This window comes from Hymenobacter busanensis, assembly GCF_008727865.1.
Lineage (GTDB): Bacteria > Bacteroidota > Bacteroidia > Cytophagales > Hymenobacteraceae > Solirubrum > Solirubrum busanense.
Map to the genome: position 1 here is coordinate 408,531 of NZ_VTWU01000004.1, position 12,386 is coordinate 420,916.

At 59.6% G+C, this 12,386-nt stretch carries 14 protein-coding genes; 4 read left to right on the forward strand and 10 right to left on the reverse strand.

What is annotated here, in order from left to right:
• Window positions 1-201: 201 nt before the first annotated feature.
• A complete protein-coding gene (locus tag F0P96_RS12710) occupies window positions 202-903 on the reverse strand; it encodes a hypothetical protein (protein WP_151079274.1) in 702 nt (233 codons plus the stop codon).
• Window positions 904-1,084: 181 nt separating this feature from the next.
• Between F0P96_RS12710 and F0P96_RS12715 the strand changes: the two genes are divergently transcribed.
• Window positions 1,085-1,570 (forward strand): cupin domain-containing protein, encoded by a 486-nt coding sequence (locus F0P96_RS12715; RefSeq protein ID WP_151079275.1) that lies wholly within the window; start codon window positions 1,085-1,087, stop codon window positions 1,568-1,570.
• 42 nt (window positions 1,571-1,612) lie between these two features.
• Here the strand turns inward: F0P96_RS12715 and F0P96_RS12720 are convergent, their stop codons facing one another.
• Window positions 1,613-2,791 (reverse strand): M1 family aminopeptidase, encoded by a 1,179-nt coding sequence (locus F0P96_RS12720; protein WP_151079276.1) that lies wholly within the window; start codon window positions 2,789-2,791, stop codon window positions 1,613-1,615.
• A gap of 347 nt (window positions 2,792-3,138) precedes the next feature.
• On the opposite strand from F0P96_RS12720, the gene F0P96_RS12725 reads away from it, so the two are divergent.
• Window positions 3,139-3,627 carry a hypothetical protein gene (locus F0P96_RS12725; protein ID WP_151079277.1) on the forward strand — a complete coding sequence of 163 codons (489 nt, stop codon included), beginning with the start codon at window positions 3,139-3,141 and terminating at the stop codon, window positions 3,625-3,627.
• A 126-nt stretch (window positions 3,628-3,753) separates the two neighbouring features.
• Here F0P96_RS12725 and F0P96_RS12730 read toward each other — a convergent pair whose 3' ends face one another.
• The 7 genes from F0P96_RS12730 to F0P96_RS12760 all read right to left on the reverse strand — a co-directional run bounded on the left by F0P96_RS12730 (window position 3,754) and on the right by F0P96_RS12760 (window position 8,882).
• Entirely contained in the window at window positions 3,754-4,260 is a 507-nt protein-coding gene (locus F0P96_RS12730; protein WP_151079278.1) for a DUF695 domain-containing protein, read from the reverse strand.
• A gap of 55 nt (window positions 4,261-4,315) precedes the next feature.
• Window positions 4,316-6,127, reverse strand: coding sequence for an ABC transporter ATP-binding protein (locus F0P96_RS12735; protein WP_151079279.1), 1,812 nt, complete (start codon window positions 6,125-6,127; stop codon window positions 4,316-4,318).
• A 67-nt stretch (window positions 6,128-6,194) separates the two neighbouring features.
• The gene (locus F0P96_RS12740; RefSeq protein ID WP_151079280.1) at window positions 6,195-6,848 is read right to left on the reverse strand and encodes a DUF4279 domain-containing protein; all 654 of its coding nucleotides are present in this window, start codon (window positions 6,846-6,848) and stop codon (window positions 6,195-6,197) included.
• A 54-nt stretch (window positions 6,849-6,902) separates the two neighbouring features.
• Window positions 6,903-7,211 (reverse strand): hypothetical protein, encoded by a 309-nt coding sequence (locus tag F0P96_RS12745; protein WP_151079281.1) that lies wholly within the window; start codon window positions 7,209-7,211, stop codon window positions 6,903-6,905.
• Window positions 7,212-7,236: 25 nt separating this feature from the next.
• Window positions 7,237-8,094, reverse strand: a complete 858-nt coding sequence (locus F0P96_RS12750; RefSeq protein ID WP_151079282.1) for a dienelactone hydrolase family protein — start codon at window positions 8,092-8,094, stop codon at window positions 7,237-7,239.
• 158 nt (window positions 8,095-8,252) lie between these two features.
• Window positions 8,253-8,624 carry a cupin domain-containing protein gene (locus F0P96_RS12755; RefSeq protein WP_151079283.1) on the reverse strand — a complete coding sequence of 124 codons (372 nt, stop codon included), beginning with the start codon at window positions 8,622-8,624 and terminating at the stop codon, window positions 8,253-8,255.
• Window positions 8,625-8,636: 12 nt separating this feature from the next.
• Window positions 8,637-8,882 (reverse strand): Kazal-type serine protease inhibitor domain-containing protein, encoded by a 246-nt coding sequence (locus tag F0P96_RS12760; protein WP_151079284.1) that lies wholly within the window; start codon window positions 8,880-8,882, stop codon window positions 8,637-8,639.
• 234 nt (window positions 8,883-9,116) lie between these two features.
• Here F0P96_RS12760 and F0P96_RS21385 point away from each other — a divergent pair, with 234 nt between their 5' ends.
• Complete coding sequence (locus F0P96_RS21385; RefSeq protein WP_151079285.1) at window positions 9,117-9,551, forward strand: YtxH domain-containing protein; 435 nt, start codon at window positions 9,117-9,119, stop codon at window positions 9,549-9,551.
• 151 nt (window positions 9,552-9,702) lie between these two features.
• The gene (locus F0P96_RS12770; protein ID WP_151079286.1) at window positions 9,703-10,224 is read left to right on the forward strand and encodes a YtxH domain-containing protein; all 522 of its coding nucleotides are present in this window, start codon (window positions 9,703-9,705) and stop codon (window positions 10,222-10,224) included.
• 407 nt (window positions 10,225-10,631) lie between these two features.
• Here F0P96_RS12770 and lysS read toward each other — a convergent pair whose 3' ends face one another.
• Entirely contained in the window at window positions 10,632-12,194 is a 1,563-nt protein-coding gene (gene lysS, locus F0P96_RS12775) for a lysine--tRNA ligase (RefSeq protein WP_151079287.1), read from the reverse strand.
• Window positions 12,195-12,386 lie beyond the last annotated feature (192 nt).

Consider the following 12,386-nt stretch of genomic DNA (forward strand, 5'->3'; position numbering starts at 1 on the left):
CCCGGTGCCGTCTAGACGGCACCGGGTTTCGCAGTGCCCGAACCCCGCCCCGTCTAGGCAGCGGGCAATTTTGAGACTGTGTAAGCCCGTGCCGTCTAGACGGGGCGGTATGCCGCAAAACCAAACAGCCGCCTCCGCCAAGGCGGAAACGGCTGTTGCGGGGTCGGTAGGTAACCCTAGGTGTACCGGCTGGGTCCAGGCTTAGGCGCCGGGGGCCACGCTGGGTTGCTTGGCGGCCCTACGGGCAGATGAGCCCTTTTGCACCTTCCCGAAATCGAAAAACCGATACACCTGTTCCGCGTCGTCGAAGCGCAGCTCCAGCTGGGCCTTGAGGCGGCGCAGGGCGCGGGCCAGGGCCAGCCAGTCGGCCGAAAGGGCCACGCGGGCCTGGTCGATGGCCGCGTCGGCGGTGGTGCGGGCTTCGGTGGTGGCGGCCAGCTGCCGGTAGGCGGCCTGGGCCTCGGCGGGCAGGGTGGCGTGGCCCAGGGCGGCGGCGTGCTGCTCGTAGAGGGCCAGTAGCTTCTTGGCTTCGAGCAGCAATTCTGCCTGAGTCAGGCCGGCGAGCTTGCTTTTCTGGTACTGCTTGAAGTCGGCGTACACGGGGAGCTTGCGCAGCTTGGGCGTCACGTGGTCCTTCATGGTATCGTCGACGAAGGCGAGCCACTGCTTGCGGGCGGCGCGGTAGGCCGCGGTGCCGCCGCTGGTCGATTCGCCGGCGTCGGTCAGGTTCTCGTCGAAGCCGGCCAGTGCGGCTTGCAGGGCGGTTTCGTGGGCGGTAAAGTCGGCCCCAAGCTGGGCCTGGCGCAGGCTGGCCAGGGTGGCGGTGCCCAGGGCCTTGAAATTGACGCGCGAGATGGGCAGCGTCGCAAAAAAGTGGTCGAAATAACTCTGGTAAGCTGGCATGGTAGAATGGGTAATTGGTGGAAATGACTAGCCCGACCCGGCTAGGCCGGACCAAGCGTAAGGTATTGAATGGCTGCGCTGGGGCAAGCGCCCCCAGCGGGAATATTTTGGCGCGCGCCGCAACGCCGCCAGTCGTGTTTCTTTGCACCCACGGCCCTTCCGCTTCCCCGCCGCTTCCGTTATGACTACCGCCGACATCATCCGCCACCTGCACCTGACGCCGCACCCCGAGGGCGGCCACTACCGCGAAACCTACCGCTCCGGCCACACCCTCGGCCCCGCCGGGCCCGACGCCCGCCACGTGAGCACGGCCATCTACTACCTGCTGGCCGGCCAGGACAAGTCGCACTTCCACCGCATCAAGTCCGACGAGCTGTGGTTTTTCCACCAGGGCCAGCCCCTGGACATCATTCTGCTCCTCCAGGGCCAGCCGCCCACCACCGTCACGCTCGGCACCGACCTGGCCGCGGGCCAGGTGCCCCAGGCCATTATTCCGGCCAACACGTGGTTTGCTGCCCGCCTCCCGCACGGCACCGGCCACGCCCTGGTCAGCTGCACCGTGGCCCCCGGCTTCGATTTCGCCGATTTCGAGCTGGCCACCCGGGAAGAACTAACGGCGGAGTTTCCGCACCTAACCGAGCTGATTGGGGAGCTGACGTTGGGGTAAAGCTTATGCCGCAGTACCTGCAGTAAGCTCTTGGCTGATAACTCAACTGCCCAGCCGGGCAGCTAGCCAGTCACGGGTTTCCCGGCCGGTTTTTTGTTCTACCAGTGCCAGGAACGCCTGGGTGGTGTTTACGTGCGCGGCGGCCGTGGCTTGCAGGAGGCGGAAGAAGGCCTCGTCGCCGAGGCGGGTGTGCAGATCGGCGAGTACCACGGTGCCTTTGGAGTAGATAACCGCCCGGTACTGGGCCATGTCCTTGCGCGCATCAAACTGCAGAATGGGCGGGGCCGGCGCGGCCGCGGCGCGGTGCTTCAGCAACTGCTGGCGAAAGGTGGCTGTGTCGGCGGTAGCCCGCAGGTAGAGTAACCCCGAGTACGTGGCAAAGCCCTCGTTGAGCCAGTTGTCGTAGGTATTCCAGGTGCCCCAGCCCCACCACTTGTGGCTGATTTCGTGGGCCAGAATCAGCAAATCGGCTGGTTTGCGGGTGTCGAAATCGGAATAGGTAATGACCGCCGCGTTGTCAAGCAGCCCAAAGGCGTTCCGGTTGCTGCCGGGCAGCAGAATCCGAAAACGGCGAATGGGGGCGCGCCGACCAATGATGCGGTTCTGGTACGCGATGATGGCCAGCGCGTGCGTGCGCAAGAGCGAGTCGCGCACGTTGAAGGGGCGGTTGGCTTTGTAGAGTTCTACCCCGGCGTGCCGTCCGCCGAGCGTGGTAAACCGGCGGGCCGCCACGGCCGTCAGCTCGATGTTCGGGGCCTGACCGGTAAACACGTAGGTACCATTGGCGGCGCGGCGGGCGGGCCCGGTGCTGATTACCTGGTACGCAGCCGGAATATGCACGGCCAGCCGGTACCGTACCAGCGCGTATTCCTGGTCGGGAATGGTAGGCAGCCAGTTCGCGTGGGCCGTAAACTCCAGCACGCTGTCGGTCTGGAAAGGCGTAGTGCCGTTGTAGCGTACCGTAACGGTTTGTTGGCGGCTGGGCTGGGCAAAGCGCAGCGTCAGGCGGCGCAGGGTGTCTTGCTGAAACGCGTCGTAGAAAAGCGAATCGGTGTAGCCAAGTAGATGCGGACCCTGCACCTCCGTCACCCGAAATTTTCGGTTCACGTTGAATGCCAGGCTGCGCTGCGCCGTGGGGAACGATGCGGTCAGCTGGTAGCGGCAGGCAAACGTGCGGGTTTCCGGCTGGATGGAAAGGTCTACGTTGACCCGGTTTGGCATAGACCAAGCCAAGAAAGGCAGCAGCAAACAGGCAATAGAAATAGCGCAACGCATAGCAGAAAGCACAACAGCCGTCGAAGGTAGCGGATTGCGCCTTCGCCTGTCCGCTCTTACGCCGCCGTGTCGCCCACCTCACCCCCATCGTCAAGGATGGGAGATGCTGCCCTTCGTGAGCCGGGCAACTGGCTTGCGGTGCAGCAACCTCGCACAGGCTGCGAGTAGCTAATGCAGGCGAATATTAATAAATTAATATGCTTGTTAACCGGAGCGGGTAGTTCCCGCACGGGGGAGGGGCCCCAAACCTAAACGCCGGGTGCCCACGATGCCTAATCACGCACTGGAATTGTATGAAAAAGCTCGGTTTTCAGGTGCTACTGTGGCTGTCAACCTTGGGCGCCAGTGCCCAGGACCCAGCCTTTGCCAGAACCAAATTCGTAATCGGGCTATCGGCCCCCGAGTTGCTGCACGTCGGCGTTGGCATTGATGCAACCAAGTACAACCAATTAGGACTTGGGGCCGGCGTCGGGCCTTCCTGGGGGACGCTGTGGCCTTCCCTAAGTGCCGAGCACCGCCTCTATTTCGGCAAAACCCAGGAGCTGACGAACCGCAAACAATGGTTTTTCCGGCAAGGCGCCACCTACTTTCCGGCGGGTGATGAAGGCGCCGGCACTCTATCCATCGGCATCGATTTCAAGTCGAAGCGCAGCAACAGCGGGTGGACTATCGACGCGGGCATGTTTTGGTTCTACCCACAGGATCAGGACCGGTATTACAATTCCTTTCCGGCCCTACGCTTTCAGCACTACAGCTATTTCAGAAAGGGCGCCGGCGGGTGAGCCGCTAGCGTTTTAGGAAACACCAATACCTAGAGCGTTTTGGGGATTCTAGGTTTTGGTCATGCTGAGCTTGTCGAAGCATGACGTCTTCACGTCATTTTTAGCAGAATCCAAACACGCTCTTACTTACAGACAATTGGGAGTGCCGCTAAAAAACGATGCCACACGTTCCCACTTAGCATCTTCATCAATCTCATACTCCCAGGCTCTGGGCTGCTGCTCTTTGGTTAAGCGCGTGAGGATTGTATTTGCTTTTTCAGGATCGGGTACGAAATAATACAGTTCGCGGTAGCCTTTTACCGTTACCCGTCCCACATATTGTACCGCGCCGGCTTTCCGCAACGCCTCCGTAATGATGTCTTCCGTCGCATCCAGCACAGGAGCTTCTGCACGTGTGGGATAACCGCCTGGGTTTTTGTTGACGGTGGTAATGTTTACGGCTATACACCAAGGGAAATCTGCTTTGTGGGCATAGTCCTTATAGCCTAGATTGGCGGTAATAAAGACGTCGTTACGGTCTTGATCGGTAGCCTTCTGGATGCACCAATTTTCTGGGGGAGTTTCGTCGGATTGTGCCGTGCAAGCCGAATGAAGTGAAAGGAGAGATAGTAAAAACAAAGAATAAACTTTCATCGGGGACTATCTAAAAAGCTGCAGTGAAGGTGCATAATGTTGGCTCGAAGATACTTTACGCCGCCGTGTCGCCCACTTCGTCCTCATCGTCCACCATCACCCGGGCCAGCTTCTCGATGTTAAGACTGCGCGCCGAGGCGTCGAAAATCTCGCGGTAGGTGCCGCGCAGGTCGTAGAGTTGCTCGTGGGTGCCGCTTTCCACCATGCGGCCCTGCTTCATCACGTAAATGCAGTCGGCATCCACAATCTGGGCCAGGGAATGGGAGATGATGACCACCGTGCGGCCCTGCTTGATGGCTTCGAGGGAGTTCTTGATTTGCTCGGTGGCAATGGCGTCGAGCGAGGCGGTGGGCTCGTCGAGGAAGATGATGGGCGGGTTTTTCAGGAACAGCCGGGCAATGGCAATGCGCTGCTGCTGCCCGCCCGAGAGCTGCTGGGCGTCGCTCTCGTAGCCCTTAGGCAGGTCCATGATCTGCTCGTGCAAATACGCCTGCCGGGCCGCGTGCTGCACCTGCTCGAAGCTGGCGTCCATTACACCGTAGCGGATGTTTTCCTCGATGGTGCCCTTGAAAATGTGGTTTTTCTGGAGCACCAGTCCAATGCGCTGGCGCAGGGCGTGGGTGTCATAGTCGGCCAGCGGCTTGCCGTCGAGCAGCATTTTGCCGCTATCCGGCTCGTAGAACTTGCAGAGCAGGTTGATGACGGTGCTTTTGCCCGCGCCGGAGAGGCCCACCAGCGCGGTGGTTTTGCCTTCCTCAATGGTCAGGCACACGTCGTGCAGGGCTTGGGTGCCGCTGGGGTAGGTGAAGTCGACGTTGCAAATCTCGAAGGTGCCGCGCACGTTGTCGGCGGGCAGCTGGCCGGGTTTTTCGCGGGCGTCGGCGGCGTCGATGATGTCGAAGAAGCCCTCGGAGTAGGTGAGGGCGTCGTTCATTTCGTCGTAGATGCGGTGCAGCTGCCGGATGGGCGCCGACACGTTGTTGAACAGCAGAATGTGGAACATGATGGCCCCGATGCTGATCTGGCCGTCGAGCACGAGGTAGGCGGTGAGGATGATGATGAGCACCACGCCCACTTGCTCGGTAAAGGTTTTGAGGCCGTCGTAAAGGAAGTTGAGCTTGCGCGTCTGGAGCTGGGCGGCCTGCAACTGTGCCTGCAAGCCGGCCTGCTTCTGCTCCTCGTAGTCTTCGCGCACGAAGCTTTTGATGACCACCGCCGAGTCGATGAGGTTGACTAGGCCCTGGCTTTTCTGCTCGCGCAGGCTGCGCAGGCCGCGGCGGGTGCCGTTGAGGCGGTCGGCTTGCCGGTAGCTCAGCCAGAAGTACACCGGCATCACGGCCACCGCCACCAGCCCCACATACACGTTGGCCGTGAACATGACCACCAGGGCCACAATGGCGTTGGCAAACAGCGGCAGGATGTCGATGAAGAAGTTCTGCACCAGCTTCATCAGGCTCTCCACGCCCCGGTCGATGCGCGTCTGGAGCTTGCCGGTCTGGTTGCCGCTGTCGGAGTAGAAGCCGAGCTGGTAGGAGAGAATCTTGCGCACGGCCTCCTGCGACAGGTCGCTGGAGACGTTGATGCGGATTTTCTCGCCGTAGAACTTCTGCCCGAACTGAATGAAGGTGTTAACGATTTCCTTGCCCAGCAGCAGCCCGCTCACCAGCAGCAGCAGGTCGGCACCCTGTGCCAGCCCCAGGCCGCGGTTGAGCAGCCCCTGCACCGTATCCACGGTGTAGCGCAGCACAAACGGATTCACCTGCGCCGCCAACGAGCCCACCAGCGTCAGCAGCAGCGTGCCAATGACCAGCGGGCGGTAAGGGCGAACGTACGGGTAAAGGCGTTTGATAATTTCCCAGAGGCTCATGCGGCAAGTTGGCTAGGGTAGGTGGAGTAGCCGGTTAGACGTTGGGCGTGGGGGCGGGGTTATTGCGCTATTCTTTGAAAGCGTTGCCGGTGGCGTATAAGTCAAATTCGATGTCTAAGTCAAGTGCAGCCATACGCTTGATATTACGGGCATCGATGAATGGGCCGCCCAACATGCCGTTGCCGTTGTGCATATCTATAGCAACGGTGATTCCGCAATCGGCTTGCTCCACCAAACGTTGGACGCCGTTGGCATCCTGCTCCAGAAACTCCAGGAGCTTGCTGAGCTTGTGTTCAAATGTATCGGGCTCAGGATTGGGCAGAAAGCTAATAGAGCTGAACGAATAAACACCTTGGCCCTTCCGGCGAGCATCACCTTTGCTCCACTGATCGGATGGCTGTAAGGTGGTGAAGGCTGCTAATTCCGACGCGCTCAGGGTTGACGATGTAGCGCGCAGATATACCCGGTTCCAAGCTTCAGTGCTCAGGCCATTGAGGCCGCCGGTGTTTGCGTCGAGGTAAAAAACCAAGTAGAACTTTTCGCCTTGCACCGGCAGGTAAGCTTTGATGATGCCTTCCGAATCAGGTGGCGTAATTCGTTCGATAACAGGAATACCTTTTTTGTAAAGGACTTGATGCACATCTAGATATTGCTTGGTAACAGCTAGCCTTTGAGCTACGAGTTCATTAGCCACCAACTGGTTTATTGTTTGTTCAGTCATTGGGTAGTGAAACTCAGCGCCAGTTTTACCCTGCAATAGATTGATACGCCTTCATTAGGCTGACATGGCAGCACGGCGTTTCCAGCGAAACGCAACCGCAAACAGGAAGCCCAATACCACATGTGCTGTGACGGTGCAGAACAAGCCGAACAAACGGCCCAGCCCGTACTCGTCGTGCCCAAACGAGATGAGTGTGGGATGAAACAGAACATAGAGGTAGACAATTAGCAGGGCGGTATTGGCTGCGAAAAAGGCTGGAAAATGGCTCCAACGCCTAAGTAGGTAAAGGCTGATCAGCCATAGCATAGGTGAAGCTAGCAGGCATGAGAGGAAGACCTTGAAGGCATAGTCGTTGTCCATCATGGCATGGAAATAAGGCTTTGGCAGTTTACCCCAACTGCTCCTTAAACAGCCGCAACGTCCGTTCCCAGGCTTGCTTGGCCGCCGCCTCGTTGTAGCGCGCCGGCGACGAGTCGTTGTTAAAAGCATGGTTGACGCCCTCGTACACAAACTGCTCGTACTTCACGCCCGCGGCTTTCAGGGCGGCTTCCCAGGCGGCCATGCCGGCATTCACGCGCTCATCGAGGCCGGCGTAGTGCATCATCAGATGGGCCTTGACCTGGGCGGCGTCCTCGGCTTTGGGTTGGGTGCCGTAATACGCCACCGCCGCGTTCAGCTTGGGGTCGTGCACTGCTAGCTGGTTGGCCAGCGCGCCGCCCCAGCAGAAGCCCACGCAGCCGGTTTTGCCGTTCGCGTCGGGGCGGGCGCGTAGGTAGTCGAGGGCGCGCAGGTAATTGGTCAGGTTTTGCTGAGCGTTAAGCTGCCCGATGAGCTTGCGGCCGTCGTCTTCGCTCTGCGGTGTGCCCCCAAACGGCGACAGGGCATCGACGCCCAGCGCGAGGTAGCCGGCTTTGGCCACGCGGCGCGTCACGTCTTTGATGTGGGGCGTGAGGCCGCGGTTCTCGTGGATAACCACCACTGCGCCGCGTTTCTTTTTACCTTTCGGGTGCACCAGGTAACCTTTCATGGTAGCCCCGTCGCCGGGCCAGGTTACGTCTTCCACCACCAGGTCCTTGTCGTCTTCGGGCACCGTGGCGGCCTCGGCGTAGCCGGGGTCGAGCACGGAAAGAGCCGACATGGCCAGGGCCGTGCCGCCAGCCAGCTTCACCAGCCGGGTCATAAATTCCTTGCGGGAAAGCGGCTTGTGGGTGTACTCGTCGAAAAGGTTGATGATGCGCTGGTCCATAAGTGCAGAAGAAAAGAGAAGCCCCGACGACCAAATGTAGCCAGAACCGGTAGTGCCATCAAGCCGCAACGGTAGAGCAAAAAGCCCGGCCGCGGTGCTACGGTCGGGCTTTAACGCATGCAGACGGCTGCTGGCCGTTGCCCCGGCCGGAAAGCAGGTTACTCCGCCTCACGGTTCACGGTATCGGGGCTAAACGCCGGCACGCAAATCGACCAGTACTCGCACTCCTCGTCGAAGGGGTTGGAGTAGCGCACCCGCGCGCCGCTCTTAATGAGCAGGGCCTGGCCCGCGCCCAGCTCCACGGTTTCGCCGTCGATTTCGAAGCGTTTGCGGCCGCGCACCACAATCGTCATTTCATCGAACTGCGGCGACTGATGCGGCTCGCTCCAGTGCGGCGGTGCCACCATGTGGGCGAGGCTGTAGTGGCCTGTGCCGGTGCTGGCGTGGCCCACGTGCTCCTCAATGAGCTTGCCGTCGGTAGTGGGCACCACAAAGGGCGCAGGGTTCAGAACGTAGCGTTTTTCTGCCATGAAAGTGGGAAACTAGTTGGTAGTGGCGCAGGCGCCTTTGGTGTAGCTCGTCACGCCGGCATTGGTGGCGGCGCAGGGGTTGCTGTAGGTTTTGCCGTCGCAGCCGCACACGGGGTTGTATTCCATCGTGCACATGCCGTTGGGGTTGATTTTGCTTGGGTCGATGCAGGCGGACGCCGGCGGGCTGGAGCGGGCACAGGCGGCGGCAAGCAACAAACTCCCGAAAGCGAGGGGCTGGAAAAACGAGCGGATCGGCATGGGTAGAGGGCGGCAGGTGAAGCACCGAAAAGTACGGCGAAACCGCTGGTACGGCCAACTCCACCCAACCTGCTTCTGCCATTTGGTGCTATATGCCGAAAGCCCTATCTTTTTGACGCGGACGAAACAACCCCGTCCGTGGCCTTTCGTATAGGCAGGACAAACCAGCTCGACGGTACCCGCGGGCCGGTTTCTCACCTCGCATCTTTTCCTTCACCTACACTCTCCTTCATCATGTCTTATAACGAAGACAACAACTCGGGCAAAATCCTGCTGGCCGTTCTGGCTGGCGCCAGCGCTGGCATTGTGGCCGGCCTGCTCATGGCTCCTGATAAAGGCAGCGCTACCCGCGGCAACCTGAAAAACTACGCCGGCAAATACGGCGACCAACTCGGCGAACAGTTCGGCAAACTCAGCCAGCAGTTCGATACCTCGTTCAAAGGCATCGTTGAGAAGCTCGAGGACCTGGGCGTAACCGGCGCCGGCAGCAGCCTCAACCTGAAAGGCGACTGGAACGAAGCCAAGGGCAAGCTGAAGCAGCAGTACGGCCAGCTCACCGACGAAGACCTGACCTACACCGAAGGCCAGGGCGACGAGCTAGTGGGCCGCCTGCAGGAAAAGCTCGGCAAGGGCAAGCGCGAAATCGTGAAACTGCTCAACGACCTGTAGGCCCGGCCTACCGTCAACAACGTAAAAAGCCCGCTGCCAGCCTTGGCAGCGGGCTTTTTTGCACAACCTTCCCCGTGCTTTCGCGTTAGGAACCTACCGGCCCGCGGGCCGCCATCGTGTTTCTTCCCCAACCTCAACATCCTGCTTCCTTATGAAAGACAACAGCGGCAAAGTAATTCTCGCCCTGCTGGCTGGCGCTAGTGCCGGCATCGTAGCTGGTTTGCTCATGGCCCCCGATGCGGGCTCGGCAACCCGTGAAGGACTCGGCAAGTCACTCGGTAAGTTTGGCGACGACCTCAACAAACTGTTGCAAGACGGCTTGGCCAAGTTCGACGCCATGAAAGGCGGCAGTGGCCAAGGCGAAGGCGGCAATGCCGACCGCGCCGGCGCTGAAGATGCCCTCAGCGGCATGAGCGGCTCGGGGCGTTCGGGAGCAGGCAGCGGTAGCCGGTCGGGCGGGTCCTCGTCTGCGGGCGGTGGTACCAACGGCGGCTCGGCCACTTCGGGCAGCAACGCCGGGCGTAGCAGCTCGGGCAGCGGCGCCGGTGGTGGCGGGTCGTCAACGAGCGGCAGTGCTTCCACAGCTAGCAGCTCGCGCACCACGGGCGGCGGCGGCACTGCCAACGCTGGCGGCGCTGGCGGAACCGAAGGCGGCAGCGGCGTTGGCAGCTAAGCTTTTCAAAAAAATCAACGGATGCGTAACCTTTGAAAAAACGCGCCCGTAAAAGCCAGTATAAAGTCAGTTTGAATAGAAAGCTGGATAAGCTTCCTGAAGTAAAATTGCCGACAGTAGAGCTTCTGACAGGAATGGTTTAAATGCCTGACAGTAAAATCGTACTTGTCCATCGCACATTTCTTTAGGTTGAACTAGCTGGAATGGTAAGCTGATTTTATAAAAGAAGGCCTCCCGCACACATCATTAGTGCGAGAGGCCTTCGATTTTTTAGGTCGCATAAGAAGTCCGTCATCCTGAGCAACGCGAAGGCCCTTTTCACCGCTGAACGAGCCGTTGTTACAGCTACCGTTCTGCCGTAAAAGGTCCTTCGCGTTGCTCAGGATGACAGATAAAAAAGGGAGCCTCTATTTGGCTTCTTCTTTTTCCTCCGATTTCGTGGTTTCCTGCTTCTCCGGCTTCATCTGCGGGAAAAACAGCACGTCCTGAATCGAGTTTGAGTTGGTCATGATCATCGACAGGCGGTCGATGCCGATGCCTAGGCCTGCCGTGGGCGGCATGCCGTACTCCAGAGCGCGCAGAAAGTCTTCGTCGAGCACCATGGCCTCGGTATCGCCGCGCTTGCCCAGCTCCAGCTGGTCTTCGAAGCGCTGGCGCTGGTCGATGGGGTCGTTCAACTCGGAGAAGGCGTTGCAGATTTCCTTGCCGTTGCAGATGGCTTCGAAACGCTCCACCAAGCCTGGCTTCGAGCGGTGCTTTTTGGCCAGCGGCGACATTTCCACCGGGTAGTCGGTGATGAACGTGGGCTGAATCAGCTTCGGCTCCACGTGTTCCCCAAAGATTTCGTCGATGATTTTGGCCTTGCCCATGCTCGGGTCGAGGGCCACTTTTAGGTCTTTGGCGGCAGCGCGCAACTCGTCTTCGCTCTTGCCATCGATGTTGAGGCCCGTGTAATGCTCAATGGCCTCGGCCATGGTGAAGCGCTTCCACGGGCGCTGGAAATTGATGAGGTTCGGGCCGACCTGAACTTCGGTCTTGTCGTGCAGGGCCAGGGCCACGCGCTCCACCATTTCTTCCACCAGGTCCATCATCCAGTAGTAGTCTTTGTAGGCTACGTACAGCTCCATCTGGGTGAATTCCGGGTTGTGGAACCGCGACATGCCCTCGTTGCGGAAGTCCTTCGAGAATTCGTACACGCCGTCGAAACCACCCACAATAAGGCGCTTCAGGTACAGCTCGTTGGCAATGCGCAGGTAGAGCGTCATGTCCAGCGTGTTGTGGTGCGTTTTGAACGGGCGCGCCGCCGCACCCCCATACAAGGGCTGCAGGATGGGCGTTTCCACCTCCAGGTAGCCTTTGTCGTTGAGGTAGTTGCGCATGGCCTGCACCAGTTGGGTACGCTTTACGAAGGCGTCGCGCACGTGCGGGTTCACCACCAGGTCTACGTAGCGCTGGCGGTAGCGCATTTCCGGGTCGGTAAGGCCGTCGTACACCACTTTTTCGCCTGTGGCTTCGTCCACGCGCTCTTTCACCACCGGCAAGGGCCGCAGGCTTTTGCTCAGCAGCGTGAAGCCCGTGACGTGCACCGAGGTTTCGCCCACCTGGGTTTTGAACACGTGGCCTTTCACGCCCACGAAGTCGCCCAAATCCACCAGTTTCTTGAACACGACGTTGTAAAGCGTCTTGTCTTCGCCGGGGCAGATTTCGTCGCGGTTGATATAAAGCTGAATGCGGCCCGAAGCGTCCATCAACTCGGCAAACGAGGCCTTGCCCATCACCCGCACCGACATGATGCGGCCCGCCAGGCTCACTTCCTGGAAGTTGTTGAGCTCAGGGTGGTAGTTGTCTTGGATTTCCTGGGCGTAGAAATTTACGTCGAACAGTTCCGACGGGTAGGGCTCGATGCCGAGCTTGTGCAGCTCGTCGAGCTTGTTGCGGCGAATGATTTCCTGTTCGCTGAGGTGATGCATGGCGCGAAGCGTAAAAAGAAAGCCCTTGCAGGGCCGGAAAAGTCAAGCTGCAAAGATAAACCACGGATTCGACGGATTTTTCGGATGCCACGGATTTCGTGGTCGGCCAGCGCTGCGGCTTGCGGCAAACGAAGAAAGCGGGAACTGCTACGTGGGAGACAAACAAAAAACGCTGGCCCAGTGGACCAGCGT

Coding starts and splice junctions, on each gene's coding strand:
- F0P96_RS12745 (WP_151079281.1), bottom strand. CDS start 7,211: ATGATGGACAACGACTATGCCTTCAAGGTCTTCCTCTCATGCCTGCTA.
- F0P96_RS12725 (WP_151079277.1), top strand. CDS start 3,139: ATGAAAAAGCTCGGTTTTCAGGTGCTACTGTGGCTGTCAACCTTGGGC.
- lysS (WP_151079287.1), bottom strand. CDS start 12,194: ATGCATCACCTCAGCGAACAGGAAATCATTCGCCGCAACAAGCTCGAC.
- F0P96_RS12720 (WP_151079276.1), bottom strand. CDS start 2,791: ATGCCAAACCGGGTCAACGTAGACCTTTCCATCCAGCCGGAAACCCGC.
- F0P96_RS12710 (WP_151079274.1), bottom strand. CDS start 903: ATGCCAGCTTACCAGAGTTATTTCGACCACTTTTTTGCGACGCTGCCC.
- F0P96_RS12715 (WP_151079275.1), top strand. CDS start 1,085: ATGACTACCGCCGACATCATCCGCCACCTGCACCTGACGCCGCACCCC.
- F0P96_RS12750 (WP_151079282.1), bottom strand. CDS start 8,094: ATGGACCAGCGCATCATCAACCTTTTCGACGAGTACACCCACAAGCCG.
- F0P96_RS12735 (WP_151079279.1), bottom strand. CDS start 6,127: ATGAGCCTCTGGGAAATTATCAAACGCCTTTACCCGTACGTTCGCCCT.
- F0P96_RS12755 (WP_151079283.1), bottom strand. CDS start 8,624: ATGGCAGAAAAACGCTACGTTCTGAACCCTGCGCCCTTTGTGGTGCCC.
- F0P96_RS21385 (WP_151079285.1), top strand. CDS start 9,117: ATGTCTTATAACGAAGACAACAACTCGGGCAAAATCCTGCTGGCCGTT.
- F0P96_RS12760 (WP_151079284.1), bottom strand. CDS start 8,882: ATGCCGATCCGCTCGTTTTTCCAGCCCCTCGCTTTCGGGAGTTTGTTG.
- F0P96_RS12770 (WP_151079286.1), top strand. CDS start 9,703: ATGAAAGACAACAGCGGCAAAGTAATTCTCGCCCTGCTGGCTGGCGCT.
- F0P96_RS12730 (WP_151079278.1), bottom strand. CDS start 4,260: ATGAAAGTTTATTCTTTGTTTTTACTATCTCTCCTTTCACTTCATTCG.
- F0P96_RS12740 (WP_151079280.1), bottom strand. CDS start 6,848: ATGACTGAACAAACAATAAACCAGTTGGTGGCTAATGAACTCGTAGCT.